Origin of the sequence: Bradyrhizobium tunisiense, from assembly GCF_042263385.1 — a bacterium.
Classification (GTDB): domain Bacteria; phylum Pseudomonadota; class Alphaproteobacteria; order Rhizobiales; family Xanthobacteraceae; genus Bradyrhizobium; species Bradyrhizobium tunisiense.
Map to the genome: position 1 here is coordinate 1,132,284 of NZ_JBHLEV010000003.1, position 16,847 is coordinate 1,149,130.

14 protein-coding genes are annotated in these 16,847 nt (G+C 65.1%); 10 read left to right on the forward strand and 4 right to left on the reverse strand.

What is annotated here, in order from left to right:
• The first annotated feature begins 317 nt into the window (after positions 1-317).
• From ACFDR6_RS18710 to ACFDR6_RS18750, 9 genes are all read left to right on the forward strand, one after another.
• The gene (locus tag ACFDR6_RS18710) at positions 318-1,421 is read left to right on the forward strand and encodes an ABC transporter substrate-binding protein (RefSeq protein ID WP_375859103.1); all 1,104 of its coding nucleotides are present in this window, start codon (positions 318-320) and stop codon (positions 1,419-1,421) included.
• A complete protein-coding gene (locus tag ACFDR6_RS18715) occupies positions 1,399-2,421 on the forward strand; it encodes an ABC transporter permease (RefSeq protein WP_375859104.1) in 1,023 nt (340 codons plus the stop codon). The genes ACFDR6_RS18710 and ACFDR6_RS18715 overlap by 23 nt, the downstream gene beginning before the upstream one ends.
• The gene (locus ACFDR6_RS18720) at positions 2,415-3,206 is read left to right on the forward strand and encodes an ABC transporter ATP-binding protein (RefSeq protein WP_375859105.1); all 792 of its coding nucleotides are present in this window, start codon (positions 2,415-2,417) and stop codon (positions 3,204-3,206) included. Before ACFDR6_RS18715 ends, ACFDR6_RS18720 begins: the two co-directional genes overlap by 7 nt.
• Entirely contained in the window at positions 3,200-4,372 is a 1,173-nt protein-coding gene (locus ACFDR6_RS18725) for an acyl-CoA dehydrogenase family protein (protein WP_212080737.1), read from the forward strand. Before ACFDR6_RS18720 ends, ACFDR6_RS18725 begins: the two co-directional genes overlap by 7 nt.
• Before the next feature lie 30 nt (positions 4,373-4,402).
• Positions 4,403-5,503 (forward strand): LLM class flavin-dependent oxidoreductase, encoded by a 1,101-nt coding sequence (locus ACFDR6_RS18730; RefSeq protein WP_375859106.1) that lies wholly within the window; start codon positions 4,403-4,405, stop codon positions 5,501-5,503.
• A complete protein-coding gene (locus ACFDR6_RS18735; protein ID WP_375859107.1) occupies positions 5,500-6,438 on the forward strand; it encodes an ABC transporter substrate-binding protein in 939 nt (312 codons plus the stop codon). Before ACFDR6_RS18730 ends, ACFDR6_RS18735 begins: the two co-directional genes overlap by 4 nt.
• A gap of 315 nt (positions 6,439-6,753) precedes the next feature.
• Complete coding sequence (locus ACFDR6_RS18740) at positions 6,754-7,599, forward strand: CmcJ/NvfI family oxidoreductase (protein WP_375859108.1); 846 nt, start codon at positions 6,754-6,756, stop codon at positions 7,597-7,599.
• A gap of 99 nt (positions 7,600-7,698) precedes the next feature.
• On the forward strand, positions 7,699-8,013 hold the full coding sequence (locus ACFDR6_RS18745) for a septal ring lytic transglycosylase RlpA family protein (protein ID WP_212080741.1): 315 nt from the start codon (positions 7,699-7,701) through the stop codon (positions 8,011-8,013).
• Positions 8,014-8,055: 42 nt separating this feature from the next.
• On the forward strand, positions 8,056-9,225 hold the full coding sequence (locus ACFDR6_RS18750; RefSeq protein ID WP_375859109.1) for a Gfo/Idh/MocA family protein: 1,170 nt from the start codon (positions 8,056-8,058) through the stop codon (positions 9,223-9,225).
• 202 nt (positions 9,226-9,427) lie between these two features.
• On the opposite strand, the gene ACFDR6_RS18755 is transcribed toward ACFDR6_RS18750, so the two are convergent.
• The 4 genes from ACFDR6_RS18755 to ACFDR6_RS18770 form a co-directional block, all read right to left on the reverse strand.
• Positions 9,428-10,738 (reverse strand): ABC transporter substrate-binding protein, encoded by a 1,311-nt coding sequence (locus tag ACFDR6_RS18755; protein WP_212080743.1) that lies wholly within the window; start codon positions 10,736-10,738, stop codon positions 9,428-9,430.
• 179 nt (positions 10,739-10,917) lie between these two features.
• Positions 10,918-13,425: an excinuclease ABC subunit UvrA gene (gene uvrA, locus ACFDR6_RS18760; RefSeq protein ID WP_375859110.1), complete on the reverse strand. Its 2,508-nt coding sequence runs from the start codon at positions 13,423-13,425 to the stop codon at positions 10,918-10,920.
• A 170-nt stretch (positions 13,426-13,595) separates the two neighbouring features.
• Positions 13,596-14,780, reverse strand: a complete 1,185-nt coding sequence (locus ACFDR6_RS18765; RefSeq protein ID WP_375859111.1) for a hypothetical protein — start codon at positions 14,778-14,780, stop codon at positions 13,596-13,598.
• 215 nt (positions 14,781-14,995) lie between these two features.
• Entirely contained in the window at positions 14,996-16,213 is a 1,218-nt protein-coding gene (locus tag ACFDR6_RS18770; protein WP_375859112.1) for an SMP-30/gluconolactonase/LRE family protein, read from the reverse strand.
• 322 nt (positions 16,214-16,535) lie between these two features.
• Between ACFDR6_RS18770 and ACFDR6_RS18775 the strand changes: the two genes are divergently transcribed.
• Positions 16,536-16,799: a hypothetical protein gene (locus ACFDR6_RS18775; protein WP_212080747.1), complete on the forward strand. Its 264-nt coding sequence runs from the start codon at positions 16,536-16,538 to the stop codon at positions 16,797-16,799.
• Positions 16,800-16,847: the final 48 nt, after the last annotated feature.

Here is a 16,847-nt window from a genome sequence, read left to right on the forward strand (position 1 = left end):
CGGCATGCTTGCGAGGGACAGGTGCACAGGAATGATGCACACGTGCGGTCGCCGCGCGCGGAGTCGCCTGCCGCATTCTCGAAAATCCTTTCATCGTTGCCGCCTGCGGTGATGGAGAGAATGACTTCGCCTCGCGCAACATTCGAAATTCCATTTCATTGACGATACGTCGCATGCGCCGCATGATTTACGCATCGCATCACGCGGCGCATGGTCGCCGCAGAACGACATTCTCTCAACGCAGCTCCGTACGGAACATGCGCAACGCGATACGTTGCGCAAGCGGCGGAGCCGTGCCAGCGCAGGAGCGGAGACCGATGGACGACGACAACAAGCGCGGCGGATCGAAGCTCGACCGGCGCCATCTGCTTCAGGCAGGACTGGCTGCTGCCTTCGCCGCACCGCTCGGCGCCCTTGGCGCGGCGCAGGCCTTCGCGCCAGGCGGGATTGCGACCGGCGTCGACTTCTCGGAGTTTCCGCTGTGCCGGACGGCATCGGATGCGCCCGCGCTCACCGGCGCGCCGCGCAAGCTGAAACTGTCGTGGAATGCCGGCGCTGTCTGTCTCGCTCCCGTGCCGGTCGCCATCGAGCACGGCTTCTTCCAGAAACACAATCTCGACATCGAGCTCATCAACTACTCCGGCTCGACCGATCAGCTGCTGGAGGCAATCGCGACCGGAAAGAGCGATGCGGGCCTCGGCATGGCGCTGCGCTGGCTGAAGCCGCTGGAGCAGGGTTTTGACGTCAAGATCGCGGCCGGCACCCATGGCGGCTGCATGCGCGTTCTGACCCGTGCCGATTCTAATGTGAGCAAGCTGGCCGATCTCAAAGGCAAGATCGTTGCGGTCGGCGATCTCGGCGGCCCCGACAAGAATTTCTTCTCCGTTCAGCTCGCCAAGCTCGGCATCGATCCCAACAAGGACGTCGACTGGCGCGCCTATCCCGGCAACCTCCTCAATGTCGCCGTCGAGAAGGGCGAGGTGCAAGCCTTCCTGTCGTCCGATCCGCTCGGCTATCTCTGGCTCAAGGACAGCCAGTACAAGGAGGTCGCCTCCAATCTCGACGGCGAATATCGCGACAAGAGCTGCTGCATTCTCGGCCTGCGCGGCAGCTTGGTGCGCGAGGAGCCGCAGGTCGCGCGTGCGCTGACGCAGGCGCTGCTCGATGCCGCCATGTTCACCGCACAGAACCCGGTCGTGACGGCAAAGTCGTTCCTGCCATACGCGCCGAAGACAGCCTCGCTTGCCGATATCGAAGGCATGGTGCGTTACCACACCCATCACCATCATCCCGTCGGCGACGTGCTCAAGCGCGAGCTCAAGGCCTATGCCGACGACCTCAAGAGCGTGCAGGTCTTCAAGGCGAGCACCGATACGGCCAAATTCGTGGAGCGCATCTATGTCGACGTATTCGCTGTCTGACGGCCTCGCCTCCGGCGCGCCGCGTCTCTCCCGCGCGCCGCTGCTTGCGGCCTGGTTACGGGAGTCCGGCGCCGGAGTTCTCGCCAGCATCGCCTGGATCGCGCTCGGTCTGTCCTGCCTGTGGTGGCAGGATGTCGGCGACTGGACGCGCACGCATTCCCTGGGCATTGCCGCCTTCGTCATCGCGGCGATCGCGCTGTTCGGAACCGTCGGCGCCGACTATCTGGGGTCGGCAAAACGGGCATTGCAGGCGCGGGCGCCCTGGCTTCTTGCGCTCGGTGCGTTCCTGACCTTGTGGGAGGTCGCGACCGCGAAATTCGCCTGGCTGCCGCTGCCGTTCTTTCCGCCGCCGCAGGCGATCATCGAGGTCTATACCGATGACCTGCCAAAGCTGCTCGACAGCGTGTTCGCCTCGGTCAAGCTCCAGCTCGGCGGCTATTTGATCGGCGCGACGGTTGGCTTCCTGACCGGCGTCTCGATCGGCTGGTCGCGCGCCGTCGGCTATTGGGTGCATCCGGTGCTGCGCTTCATCGGCCCGCTGCCGGCGACCGCCTGGCTGCCGATCGCGTTCTTCACGTTCCCGTCGAGCTGGAGCGCCTCGACCTTCCTGATTGCGCTGGCGACGGGCTTTCCCGTCACCGTGTTGACCTGGTCCGGCGTCGCGAGCGTGAGCAACGCCTATTACGACGTTGCGCGCACGCTGGGGGCAAAGCCATCCTTCCTGGTGTTGAAAGTCGCGATTCCCGCAGCATTGCCGCACGTCTTCGTCGGCCTGTTCATGGGGCTGGGTTCGTCCTTCGCCGTGCTCGTCGTCGCCGAGATGATCGGCGTCAAGGCCGGGCTCGGCTGGTATTTGCAGTGGGCGCAGGGTTGGGCCGCCTACGCCAACATGTATGCGGCGCTGATCGTGATGTCGCTGCTCTGCTCCGGCGCGATTACGCTGCTGTTTGCGATCCGCGATCGTCTCCTGGTCTGGCAGAAGGGGACCGTGAAATGGTAGTTCTGGCTGAAGCGGTCACGCATTCTGCCGCCGGCGCCGCGCTCGACATCGAGCAGGTCAGCCACGCCTTCGACATCGACGGCGCCGAATTGCCGGTGCTCAGCGACGTCAGCATCTCCGTGGAGCCGGGCGAGTTCGTCGCACTGCTCGGTCCTTCCGGCTGCGGCAAGTCGACCCTGTTGCGGCTGGTCGCCGGCCTCGACAAGCCCAAGGCCGGAAGGCTGAGGGAGGACGAGACGCGCATCAGAAGCCCGCATCCCTCGCGCGTGGTCGTGTTCCAGGATCCGACCCTGTTTCCCTGGCGGTCGGTCTGGGACAACGTTGCTCTCGGTCTCGAGGCCCAGGGCATCTTGAAGAGCCAGCGTCATCGCGTCGACGCCGCGCTCGATCTGGTCGGGCTGGCATCGTTCCGCAACGCCTATCCGCACCAGCTCTCCGGCGGCATGGCGCAGCGCGTCGCGCTGGCGCGTGCTCTGGTCAACGATCCAAAAATCCTGATCCTCGACGAGCCGCTGGGAAAGCTGGACTCGCTGACCCGCATCACCATGCAGGCCGAGCTCGTCGCGCTCTGGCAACGCAAGGGCTTCACCACGCTGCTGGTGACGCATGACGCCGAGGAGGCGCTGGTGCTCGCCAACCGCGTCGTCGTCTTCAGCGATCGCCCGGCCCGGGTGAAGGCCGACATCCGCGTCGACCGGCCCTATCCAAGGCATCGCGGCGATCCGTATCTGGCGGATCTGCGCCGGCAGATTCTCGGCCTTCTGGGACTGGATGCGACATGGTGATCTCCGCAGCCAAAGGGCGGACGCCGCATAGCGAACCCGATTACGTCGCGCGCGCCGAGGCGCTCGCGACGGGCTTTGCCGCGCGCGCGGCCGAGCACGACCGCACCGGCAGCTTCCCGTTCGAGAACTTTCGCGAGCTATCGGAAGCCGGCCTGTTGTCGTTGACGGTGCCGGCCGTCCATGGCGGTGCCGGAGCGGGCGCAAGGTACGCCGCGCGCGTGATCGGCATCATCGGCAAGGCCGATCCCTCGACCGCGCTGGTGCTGTCGATGCACATCATCAATCATCTGGTGATGGCGCGCAGCCCGACCTGGCCGGCACGGCTGTCGCGCAAGCTCGCGCGCGAGAGCGTCGAGGGCCTTGCCCTCGTCAACGCGCTGCGCGTCGAGCCGGAGCTCGGCTCACCCGCCCGTGGCGGCCTGCCCGCGACCATCGCGCGGCGCACCGAGACCGGATGGCGCCTCTCCGGTCACAAGATCTATTCGACGGGATCACCGATCCTGAAATGGTATCTGGTCTGGGCGCGGACCGACGAGGCCGAGCCGCGCGTCGGACAGTTCCTGGTGCCGGCGGGCCTGCCGGGCACTCGCATCGTCGAGACCTGGGACCATCACGGCCTGCGCGCCAGCGGCAGCCATGATGTCGTCTTCGACGACGTCGTCATCCCGCTCGACGCCGAGATCGATGTCCGCAAGCCCGCCGATTGGCGCGGCCCTGACGTGACGCAGGCGACAGTCCATACCATCTTCGTCGCTGCGATCTACGATGGCATCGCTCGTGCCGCGCGCGATTGGCTGATCTCGTTCCTGAAGCAGCGGGTTCCGGCCAGCCTCGGCGCGCCGCTCGCGACCTTGCCGCGTGCACAGGAGATCCTCGGCGCCATCGAGGCGCGGCTCGCGGTCAATGCGCGGCTGATCGAGTCCTTTGCGCGCGATTTCGATGACGGTGTCCAGCTCTCAGCGGGCGAATCCAACGTCGTCAAGCTGACCGTGACCAACAACGCGGTCGCCGCTGTCGAGGACGCGCTGTCGCTCACCGGCAATCACGGCCTGTCCCGCGCCAATCCGCTGGAGCGGCACTATCGCGACGTGCTGTGCGGCCGCGTGCACACGCCGCAGGACGATTCCACGCGCATCGGCCTCGGCCGCTCCGCATTGGGCCTCTAGCCTTTCCGGAAAACAATCAGGGAGACCATCATGTCGATCGAGTTCATCGGCTTCATCAGCAACAACAATTCATCCGAGACCGTCGTCCGCGAAGGACCGGTGCTCGACCCCACCCACATCGAGACGGTGGCGAAGGCGCATGAGAACGCCGGCTTCGATCGCGCCCTGCTGGCGTTTCATTCGACCTCGCCCGACGCGCTTCAAGTGGCCCAGCACGTCCTCAACACGACCTCCCGCCTCAACGTGCTGATCGCGCAGCGGCCGGGCTTTACCGCCCCGACGCTGCTGGCGCGGCAGTTCGCCGTGCTCGACCAGTTTTCGCGCGGCAGGGTCGCGCTCCACGTCATCACCGGCGGCAATGCCACCGAGCTCAGGCAGGACGGCAACACGCTCGACGACAAGGACGAGCGCTACGCCCGCACCTCCGAATTCCTCGATGTGCTCAAGCTGGAATGGACCAGCGACAAGCCGTTCACCTACAAAGGCAGGTACTACCAGGTCGAGAATGCGTTCTCGCAGGTGAAGCCGTATCGCCCCGACGGCATCCGCATCTATTTCGGCGGCGCCTCGGATGCGGCGATCGAGGTCGCCGGCAAGCATGCCGACACCTTTGCGCTGTGGGGAGAATCCTACGCGCAGGTACGCGATGTCACCTCGCGCGTGCATAACGCAGCGGTTCGCCAGGGGCGGCCGACGCCGCGCTTCAGCCTGTCGGTCCGGCCGATCATTGCGCCCACCGAGAAGCAGGCTTGGGAGAAGGCGGAAGAGATCTTGGCGCGTGCCACCGCGCTGCAGGACAAGACCGGCTATCGCAAGCCCGCCGACGGCCACGCCACGGCCGGTGCGCGGCGCCTGCTCGCGCTTGCCGACCAGGGCAGCCGCATCGACAAGCGGCTCTGGACCGAGATCGCAAAGCTCACCGGCGCCAACAGCAACACCACCGCGCTGGTCGGCACGCCCGAACAGGTCGCCGAAGTCTTCGGCGACTATTACGACCTCGGCATCAGCCATTTTCTGATCCGCGGCTTCGATCCGCTGATCGATGCGATCGAATATGGCCGCGAGCTGATCCCGCGGACCCGGGAGCTTGTCGCCAAGCGGCAGGCCGTTCGCGGGGAGGCCGCGGAATGATCCGCCTGATGCTGGCCGGCGCGCTGCTTTTCGCCTCGTTCGAGCTCGCGGCGGCGCAAACCACCTTGCGCGTGGGCGACCAGAAGGGCAATGCGCAGGCCGTGATGGAAGCGGCAGGCGTGCTCAAGGACGTTCCCTACAGGATCGAGTGGAAGGAGTTTCCGGCGGCAGCTCCCTTGCTGGAGGCGCTCAGCGCCGGCGCGATCGAGACCGGGCTCGTTGGAGACGCGCCCTTCACCTTCGCCGCGGCCTCCGGCGCGCCGGTCAAGGCCATCGCGGCGATCCGGCAGACCCGCGAGGGGCTCGCGATCCTCGTGCCGGAGAATTCGCCGATCAAGAGCTTTGCCGATCTGCGCGGCAAAAAGATCGCAACCGGTCGCGGCTCGATCGGACATCAGTTGATCCTTGCCGCGCTCGAGAAGAACGGCTGGAGCACGAGCGATGTGCAGATCGCGTTCCTCGCGCCCTCGGATGCCAAGATCGCCTACACGCAAGGCTCGGTCGATGCGTGGTCGACCTGGGAGCCCTATGTCAGCCAGGAAGAGGTGCTGTTCAAATCGCGCCGCATCATCACCTCGGAAGGGCTGACGCCGGGGCTGAGCTTCCAGGTGGCGCGGCCCGATGCGATCCGGGACAAGCGCGCGGAGCTGACGGATTTCATCCGCCGCCTCACCGCCGCGCGGGCGTGGTCGCTGAATAACATCGACAGCTATGCCGCGACTTGGGGCAGGCTGATGAACATCCCGACATCAGTGCCGCAGAATTGGCTATCGCGCGCAAAGATCCGCATCGCGCCGATCGACGACGGCGTGGTCGCCGACGAGCAGAGCACGATCGATCTCTATTTCCGCTGGGGCCTGATCAAGCAGAAGCTCGATGCGCGCGACATCGTGGATCGCTCATTCACGGATGCGATTGCGAAAGCGGGGTTGTAGCGCTCACCGCCGTCATTCCGGGGCGCGACGAAGTCGCGAGCCCGGAATCCATTCAACCACAAACTTTGCGGCCCGATGGATTCCGGGTTCGCCCTCCGGGCGCCCCGGATGACGACGGAGAGACATCAGAGCTCACAAGGCTATTCAAGCGTTCGTGAGATGAGGACGGTATTTCCATGACGCTCGCACTCCTCGACGCTTTCTTTCTTCGTTCCTCACGCTCGACGACACCTCCATTGCTATTTGCTCCGCCTCCCTTGCAGCCCGCCTCATCCCTTCAAAAATCAATCCGACGACCACATCGGGAGACCGGCCATGGGCCTGCAAGAAACAAAAATCGAATCGCTTCCCTTCGTCACTGCCGAGCTCAACTATCTCGTACCTGTTACGACCAAGCCGCGCACCTATGCCTTCGATCCGCCGCCGGGCGAGCCGAAGAGCACAGCGCTGGCCGAGCCGCATCAGGTGCCGATCTTCGATGCGCGGCTGATCGCCCAGAATTTCTCGCTCGACCGCGAAGGCTTTGCGCTGGTGCGCCATCCGACCCGGGTGAAGGATTTCTATGACGACGATGAGGTGAGGGCGGTCTACTATCCCGCCGTTGAGGCGTTCCTGCGGGCGACGCTGCGGGCCGACCGCGTCGTCATCTTCGATCACACCGTGCGCAAGCGTGTCGAAGGCGCGCCTGACATCCGCGACGGCGGGCCGCGACAGCCGGCGACGCGCGTGCATGTGGACCAGACCGACGTCTCCGGCGCCAACCGCGTGCGCGAGCATCTGCCTGACGAGGCCGAGGAGCTGCTGAAGGGCCGCGTGCAGGTGATCAATCTGTGGCGGCCGATCCGCGGCCCCTTGCGCGATTCACCGCTGGCGATGGCCGACGGCACCACGGTCGCGCCGGATGATCTCGTTGCCTCCGATCTGATCTATCCCAACCGAAGCGGCGAGACCTATTCGGTGAAATACAATCCGAACCATCGCTGGTTCTATTTTCCTGAAATGACGCCGGACGAGGCCCTGCTGCTCAAATGCTATGATTCCGCGACCGACGGCCGCACCCGCTTCGGGCCGCATACCGCCTTCGTCGATCCGACCACGCCGCAAGATGCTGCGCCGCGCGAAAGCATCGAGGTGCGCACGCTGGTCTTTCACAAACGGTAACAATGTGTGATGGCGCTGCCGGGTGCCGCCCGGCGGCGTTTGGAACCTTAGGGAACAAATCCACGTTTGCACGCCGGGCAGGCAACCGGGAGCGTTGCCGTGCGCGCGCAGACCACGCTATTCTTCTCTCTTGCCAGTTTTTCTCTTTCCACTTTTTCAGTTGCCCATGCTGAAAGCGGGCTCGCCTCCTATTACGGCTACGCGAAAGCCGGCAAGGGCGGTGAGCTGACCTGCGCGCACCGGACGCGCCCGTTCGGCAGCGTGCTCAGAGTGTCCTATGGCAGCCGTTCGATCCAGTGCCGCGTCAACGATCGCGGCCCCTTCATTCGCGGCCGCATCGTCGATCTCTCGGTGCCGGCCGCCCGCGCACTCGGCATGATGAGCGCCGGCGTCGTGCGAGTCTCCGTGGAATAGGCCAGCCCGCGCGCTATAGTGCCGCTGAAAGCAGGGGGCGCTATGGCCAGGATCAGGGTGGGACTCGTCGGCTGCGGTTTCGTGTCGGAGCTGCACATGTATGCGTTCCGGCGCGTCTATGGCGTGGACGTCGAGGTCGCGGCGGTGGCCGCGCGCGGCGATCACGTCGTCGACTTCGCCGCACGCCATGGCATCCCGCGCGTCTATCGCAGCTTCACCGGACTGATCGCGGACGCGGATATCGACGTCGTCGACATCTGCACCCCGCCCAACCTCCATGCCGGGATGATCGTTGGCGCCATGCAGGCCGGCAAGCACGTCATCTGCGAAAAGCCCTTTGCAGGTTATTTCGGCCGCGAGGGCGATGCGCAGCCGATCGGCAAGCACGTGCCGAAGGCGCTGATGTATGAGCGCGTGCTCGAGGAGATGGACGCGACCCGAGCCGCGATCGAGCGGACCGGAAAGCTCTTCATGTATGCCGAGGACTGGATCTACGCGCCCGCGGTGACCAAGACCGCGGAGATCCTCAAAGCGACCAGGGACAAGGTCCTGTTCATGAAGGGTGAGGAGAGCCATTCCGGCTCGCATGCCGCCCACGCCGCGCAATGGGCGATGACCGGCGGCGGCTCGCTGATCCGCATGGGCTGTCACCCGCTCTCGGCCGTGCTGTATCTGAAGCAGGTCGAGGCCAAGGCGCGCGGCGAGACCATCCGCGTCGCCAGCGTCACCTGCGATGTCGGCAACGTCACTGCCGGGCTGAAGCCGGAGGAGCGCACCTACATCAAGGCCAATCCGGTCGACGTCGAGGACTGGGGCACGCTCACCGCCACGTTCTCGGACGGCACCAAGGCGACCGTGTTCTCCGGCGACATGATCATGGGCGGCGTGCGCAATCTGATCGAGACCTACACCAGCGGCGGCTCGCTGTTCGCAAACATCACCCCCAACAATCATCTGATGAGCTACCAGACCAGCGAGGAGAAGCTCGCCTCGGTCTACATCACCGAGAAGGTCGATCGAAAAACCGGCTGGCAATATGTCTGCCTCGAGGAGGAATGGACGCGCGGCTATTTGCAGGAGATCCAGGATTTCATGGAATGCGCGGCCACCGGCCGGCAACCGCTGTCGGACCTCGCGCTGGCCTACGAGACGATCAAGGTGAACTACGCGGGCTATTGGGCCGCGGAGGAGGGGAGACGAGTGGTGTTGTAAGGCACACTGCTGCCGCAAGCACGCTGCAACCCTTCTCCCCTTGTGGAAGAAGGTGGCGCGAAGCGCCGGATGAGGGGTTCTATCCGCCCGCAAGACTGCTCGTGAGGATGGAGACCCCTCACCCGTCTCGCCGCTATCGCGCCGAACCACCCTCTCCCGCAAGGGGAGAGGGTGCACTGCCTTCGCGGCGAGCAAAGCTGAGCTATGCCCCGTAGGTCGAGCCCTTCGGAAGCGGAAACACCGGGTCCCGCGTGCGGATGTTGCTCGGCCACACCACCGAGATGTGCTCGCCGGCGTTCTGCATCACCACCGGCGTCGAGCGCTCGTTCTGGCCGGAGAGCGGCGTGCCGGGCGGGTAGAATCTCACGCCATAGCCCTGGATGGTGCCGCCGGAGGGGATGTCGACGTCGAGCGCCGCCTTGCGAATGGCCTCGGGGTCGAAGCTGCCGTACTTCTCCTTGGCGACCGGCAGCACGTTGTTCAGCAGTATCCAGGTCTGGTTGAAGCCCATCGAGCAATGCGGCGGCACGTCGGTGGCGCCGGTCTTGGCCTTGTAGCGCGTGACCATCGCATTGATCAGGTCGCCCATGCCAGGTGCGAGCTTGGAAGGATCGAGCAACTGCGCCGGCACCGGGTCGATGTTGCAGAAATTGTCGATGTCGGCACCGAAGGTGGCGCGCAGCTTGTCGAGCTGGCTGTAGCCGGCGCCTGCGCCGAACAGCATCTTGAAGCGCAATCCGCTCTCGCGCGCCTGACGCAGGAACAGGGTGATGTCGGGGTTGTAACCGGCATGCGAGATCACGTCGGCCTTGGCGCGCTTGATCTTCGTGACCAGCACCGAGAGATCGGGCGCCGATGCCGAATAGCCTTCACGCAGCACGACCTGAATGCCGGCTTCCTTGGCGTAGGCCTCGTCGGCGGAGGCCACACCGACGCCATAGGGGCCGTCCTCGTGGATCAACGCGACCTTGACCTCCTTCGGGTCCATGCCGAGCTTGGCTTTGGCATGCTCGTTGATGAAGCTGGCGAAGGCCTGTCCGTACTGGTCGGAATGAATCTGCGCGCGGAAGACGTATTGCAAGTTCTTGTCCTTGAACACGGCGGTCGAGACCGCGGTCGTGATCCAGAGGATCTTCTTCTGCTGCTCGACCTTGGCGGCGAGCGGCACGGCGTGCGAGCTCGCATAAACGCCGTTGAGGATGTCGATCTTCTCCTGGCTGATCAGGCGTTCGGCCTCGTTGATCGCAACGTCGGGCTTGCTCTGCGAATCCGCGGCGAGCGGAGTAACCTTGTACTTGCCGCCGACACCGCCTTTCTCATTGACGAGATCGATGGCGATCTGCGCCCCGACCGAAGAGGCGACCGAGCCGCCGGCGGCGAAGGGGCCGGTGAGGTCGTAGATCAGACCGATGCGTATGTTCTCGGCCTGCGCCTGGGCGCGTGTCCAATCGAGGCTGAGTGCGGCGGCGGCAGCCGCCGAGGTCTTCAGCAGCTGCCTGCGTGAAGTCGGCATCCTATCCTCCCTCAAAACCGTCGTTTGATCTTGTTGTTGTTCGCGAAGTATGGGGAGCGGGCCGGCGGAAAGTCAACATGGCGAAAGTCGAGGTCGGTCGTCCGCGGCATAGAACGCAAGTGCGAAATGAGCGCCAACGGACCTCGCTCGGCGATAATGCAGCGATGCGATTCCGCCCGTCACAGTTTCAAGCGGCGGGTCAGATAGCGCGCGGTCTTTCCGCCGGCTTTGGCGACCTGTTCCGGCGTTCCCGATGCGACGACACGGCCGCCTTCGTCGCCGGCGCCGGGTCCGAGATCGATGATCCAGTCGCTGTGGGCCACGACGTCCATGTCGTGCTCGACCACGATCACGCTGTTGCCGGTGTTCACGATCCGCTCGAGCTGCGCGATCAAGCGCTCGACGTCGCGCGGGTGAAGGCCGGTGGTCGGCTCGTCCAGGACATAGAGCGTATGCCCGCGCTGCGGTCGCATCAGCTCGGTCGCGAGCTTGATACGCTGGGCTTCGCCGCCGGACAATTCGGTGGCTGACTGGCCGAGGCGGATGTAGCCGAGGCCGACCTCGCGCACGACCGACAGCGAGCGGTTCAGCGTTGCATCGCCCTCGAAGAATGCGAAGGCCTCGTCGACGCGCATCGCCAGCACGTCCGCGATGGATTTGCCGCGGATCTTCACCTCGAGCGTCTTGTCGTTGTAGCGCGCGCCCTTGCAGGTCGGGCAGGGCGCGTAGACGCTGGGCAGGAACAGGAGCTCGACGCAGACGAAGCCCTCACCCTCGCAGGTCGCACAGCGGCCTTTGGCGACATTGAAGGAGAAGCGTCCGGCATCGTAACGGCGGGATTTTGCCTGCGGCGTCGCCGCGAACAACCGCCGCACATGGTCGAACAGGCCGGTATAGGTCGCAAGGTTGGACCGCGGTGTGCGGCCGATCGGTTTCTGGTCGACCACGACGAGACGGTTCACCTGGTCGAGGCCGGCAACGATCCTGCCGCCCAATGTCTCGACCGTCGCGGCCAGGCTATCGTCGTCGGAATCGGCAGCAAGCGTGTGGCCGAGATGCGCGGCCACGGTCTCGACGAGGAATTGGCTGATCAGGCTCGATTTGCCGGAGCCCGACACGCCGGTGATGCTGGCGATGACGCCCAGCGGAATGTCGATGTCGAGGCCGCGGAGATTGTTGCGGACCACACCCCTGATCTTCAGATGCCCTTGCGGCTCGCGACGAACGGCCGGCAGCGGCTTTCTTGGTCGCGAGAGATAATGGGCCGTTCGCGATTGCGCGATTTCACCGAGCCCTGCCGGCGGCCCGCTGTAGAGGACGAGGCCGCCACCTTCGCCGGCGTCGGGCCCGACGTCCACCAGCCAGTCGGCGTGCCGGATCACCTCGATCTCGTGCTCCACCACGAAGATCGAGTTGCCGGCGTGCTTCAGCCGATCCAGCGCCCGCAGCAGCGCCTCGGTGTCGGCGGGATGAAGGCCTGCGGAGGGCTCGTCGAGCACGTAGACGACGCCGAACAGGTTGGAGCGGACCTGGGTCGCCAGGCGCAGCCGCTGCAGCTCTCCCGGCGACAGCGTCGGCGTGCTGCGTTCGCAGGCGAGATAGCCCAGGCCAAGGTCGAGCAGGACGGCGAGCCGCGCCGACAGATCCTCGCAAATGCGCCTGGCAACAACGGTCTTCTCCGACCTGCCCGTCGAGTCGGTCGCGAATGGCTTGACCAGCTCTTGCAATTGCTTGAGCGGCAGATGCGACATTTCGGCGATGTTGAGGCCGGCGAACTTCACCTTGAGCGCTTCAGGCTTCAGCCTTGTGCCGTGGCAAGTCGGGCAATCCCGCGTGATCATGAATTGCGCGACGCGGCGCTTCATCATCGCGCTCTCGGACTTGGCGTAGGTCTGCATCACGTAGCGCTTGGCGCCGGTGAACGTGCCCTGATAGCTCGGCTCCTCCTTGCGGCGCAGGGCGCGCTTGACCTCGGTGGCGTCGTAACCGGCATAGACCGGAACGGTCGGCTGCTCGTCGGTGAACAGAATCCAGTCGCGATCCTTTTTGGGCAGCTCCCGCCAGGGCTTGTCCACGTCGTAGCCGAGCGTCGTCAGGATATCCCGGAGGTTCTGTCCCTGCCAGGCGCTCGGCCAGGCCGCCACCGCGCGCTCGCGGATCGTCTTGGTGTCGTCGGGCACCATGGACTTCTCGGTGACGTCGAGCATCCGGCCGATGCCGTGACAGGTCGGGCAGGCTCCCTCCGGTGTATTGGGAGAGAACGCCTCGGCATAGAGCATCGGTTGCCCCCGCGGATAATCGCCGGCGCGGGAATAGAGCATCCTGAGCAGGTTCGAAATGGTCGTGACGCTGCCGACCGAGGACCGCGTCGTCGGCGCGCCGCGCTGCTGCTGGAGCGCCACGGCCGGCGGCAGGCCCTCGATGTCGTCGACTTCGGGGATTTGCATCTGGTGGAACAGGCGCCGCGCGTAGGGCGATACCGACTCCAGATAGCGCCGCTGCGCCTCGGCGTAGATCGTTCCGAAGGCGAGCGAGGATTTCCCCGAGCCCGACACGCCCGTGAACACGACCAGAGCATTGCGGGGAATGCGCACGTCGATGTTCTTGAGGTTGTGCTCGCGCGCGCCGCGTACCCGGACGAAGCCGTCGTCCTGCATCAGATCGGGTTGTCTTGGTCGATCGTCCATCTCGCCTCCTCCGGCTCCCCTGGGGGATCAACGGCAGGATCGCAGCATGGATCCCCGGATGCCAGTGGGCACGGGTGCATTCTGCGCGGAGCGGAGGCTCGTCGCGCTGGCAGCGAAGGGCCTTGGAGCGAGTGCCGGATCGCTGCAGCCGGCCGGCGTCGACCCGTGCCTCAGACGATGAAGTCGCTGGCGTTGAGATCGGCAGCACGGACACCTTCCAGCGTGATCGTGTCGTTGGCCGTCAGCTGGATCACCGCATGGCCAGCGCCGTCGTCGCTGATCAGGCTCTTCAGATCGGTCCAGCCCGCAAAGCCGTAAGCGTGAAGGTCGATCACATCATGCTCCCGAACCGTACTGCCGACGGCCATATTGCCCTGATTGAAATCGTTGATCACATCTTGGCCCGAGCCTGTCCCGAATACGAAAAGATCGTTGTTCGGTCCGCCCCAGAGTTGATCGTTGCCGCCGCCGCCGTCGAGGAGATCGCGGCCGCCCGTGATAGAGCCGGGCGCGGTTGGGGCATAGATGCGTGCATCGCCATACAGCCAATCGCCGCGCTCGCCGCCGAGAAGGATATCGTTTCCGCCATGCGTATTGCCCGACATGTTCGAGGCGTCTCCGGTGAGCGCGATTGACGTCGAGTCGGGATTGCCATCGACGGTCGCGATCAGGATGTCATCGCCTCCCCGGGCGTTGTCGCTCATGTAATGCGTATCCCCCTCGAGGGAGGCTCCTCCCGAACGGGCTTCGACGCCGACGGTGTAGATGAGGATGTCGTTGCCGCCAAATGTGTTGCCGCTCATGGCGTAGAGGGCATCCCCCGACATCGACGCTCCGCCATAGATGCCGGCCTGGGTCACGTTGAGGATATCGTTGCCGCCATGGGCATTGTCGCTCATGACGTAACCGGTGTCGCCGCCGAAGGAGCCAGACGCTCTGCTCCCCATCACTGCGATGATATCGTCATTGCCTCCCCTTGCATCGCCCGACATCGTGTTTCCGGCGTCTCCCAGTACAGAGAGGCTCGAATATCTCGTGTGCGAAGCATCGACGTAGATCGTGTCGTTGCCGCCGCGGGAGTGACCGGACATCGTCTGCGCATCGCCGTCGATATACGTATAGGTGCCCTCGCCCTCGACGTCCGCGACGAGGAGGTCGTTTCCTCCGCGCGAGCGCCCCTGGAGGTCTGCGTCGTCACCGAGCATGGTCAAGACGCCGTGACCCGCACGGACCGTGGCGATCATTACATCGTTCCCGCCGTGGGCGTCGGTCGGCAGGCCCAGATCTCCAGAAGCGGTCACAACTTGCAGGTCGCCGACGCTGACGATGATCGTGTCGTTTGGCATGCGGCGCATCGCGCAACTCCCACTTGATGTTCGGGCGCGCTCGGAGAGAGCATCACGCTTCTCCCGCCACGCCACGGTCTGCTGCGTGACCTATCTTCGTTGCATTCATGGCGGAGATTTGCCCGAGGTTAGGAGAAACGCGATCAGCGTGTCGTCATGCTGTTTCAGAGCGCCAATGCAAGCACGCCGCGCATGTCGGCGTGCTTGCTCGTGCGCGGTTCCGCTCAGCCCGGGCCCGCCCCCTGCGTCGCCGTGTACACGGCGTAGAGCGACTGGCTCGCGGCCATGAACAGGCGGTTGCGCTTGGGGCCGCCGAAGCAGACGTTGCCGCACACCTCCGGCAGGCGGATGCGGCCGAGCAGCTTGCCCTCCGGCGACCACACGGTGACGCCGCTGTAGCCGACGGCGCGTCCGGCATTGCTGGAGGCCCAGAGATTGCCGTTGACGTCGCAGCGCAGGCCGTCCGGTCCGCACTTCACGCCGTCGACCACGCAATCGCTGAACTTCTTGTGGTTGGACAGCTTGTTGTCGCTGCCGACGTCGAACACGAAGATCTCGCCCTTGCCGCCGGGGCCGGTGTCGCCCGGTCCCTTGCCGGTCGAGGCGACGTAGAGCTTCTTGTAGTCGGGCGAGAAGCACAGCCCGTTCGGATCCGGCACCTGGTCCTCGGTGACGACGAGGTCGATGCGGCCCGAGGGATCGATGCGATAGCAGTTGGTCGGCAGCTCGCGCTTGCCCGGCACGAAGCCGGCCGGCTGGCCGATCCTCGGGTTGAGCTTGCCGGCCGGATTGCTCGGGCCGCCCGCGACATCGGGCTCGCCTTCGTAAAGCTGGCCGCCATAAGGCGGATCGGTGAACCAATAGCTGCCGTCGGGATGCGCGGCGATGTCGTTCGGCGAGTTCAGCTTCTTGCCCTGATAGGAGTCGGCGAGCACGGTAGCGGTGCCGTCATGCTCGTACCGCGTCACCCGGCGAGTGAGATGTTCGCAGGAGAGCTGGCGGCCCTGGAAGTCGAAGGAGTTGCCGTTGGAATTGTTCGAGGGCGAGCGGAACACGCTGACGCGGCCGTCGTCCTCGGTCCAGCGCATCTGCCGGTTGTTGGGAATGTCGCTCCACAGCAGATATCGTCCCTGCGCGCTCCATGCCGGGCCTTCCGCCCACAGCAGGCCGGTGTGCAGACGCTTGATCGCGGTGTTGGGCTGCGCGAGATCGTTGAAGGAAGGGTCGACCGCGAGGATGTCGGGGTCCCAGAAATAAGTCGTCGGCGCGCCACGCGGGCTGAAATCGCGCGGCGGGGTGGTGATGGTGGTCGGCGGTGCGGCGGGGCCGGTCTGGGCCAGCGCAGGGCCGGCGACGGTGGCCGCGGCGCCAAGCGCAAGGCCCCGGACAAGTGTTCGTCGTGAAAGCGCAGCGTCCTGCTCACGCTGTTCTTGGCGTGTCATCGCGTCCTCCCAGTGATGTTCGGCTGGCCGGTTGATCCGGCCGAGCAACCGGAGGTTAATGCGGTCCAGCGCCGGTTGCGAGGGCGGAAATCGGATTCGCGCGATGTAGCGGCCGCAATCCCGTCATATTCGAATGCGCTCGAAAGGGACGCGCTTCGCGTCCGCCTTGTGACATTTGCAAGGCTCGAAAATGTTCCGCGGGCTTGAGCAAAAATTTGCTTGCGGCAAAGCGCAGCATGCAACGCATTCGGCCGGGTTCAAGCCATGATTTTGCGCGCATTGCCCCGCAGACACCGTCCGGGGGCGATGAACGGAGTTAAACGTGGCTGGCGTCATCGTATTGATCGTGTTGCTGGGGATCGCATTCGCGGCCGGCTATTTCACGCGTGAATTCATCTCCAACAAACGACGTGCGGAAGCCCGCCGCTGGCGCGAGTATTCCGAGCCGGATTGGCTCCCGGCCAACGCGCCAGCCAATACCAACGAGATCGCGAGCGCCATCACGGCCGTACCCGTGGTCAACGGCGAGCTCGGCCAGATGCTGAACCGCTGGGAGACGAGGGCCCGCGCCCGCCGCGCGGGGTAGGGGCGGCTACGGCGCCTTGTCTGTGTCGGCCTCTGTCAACCCAGCGTC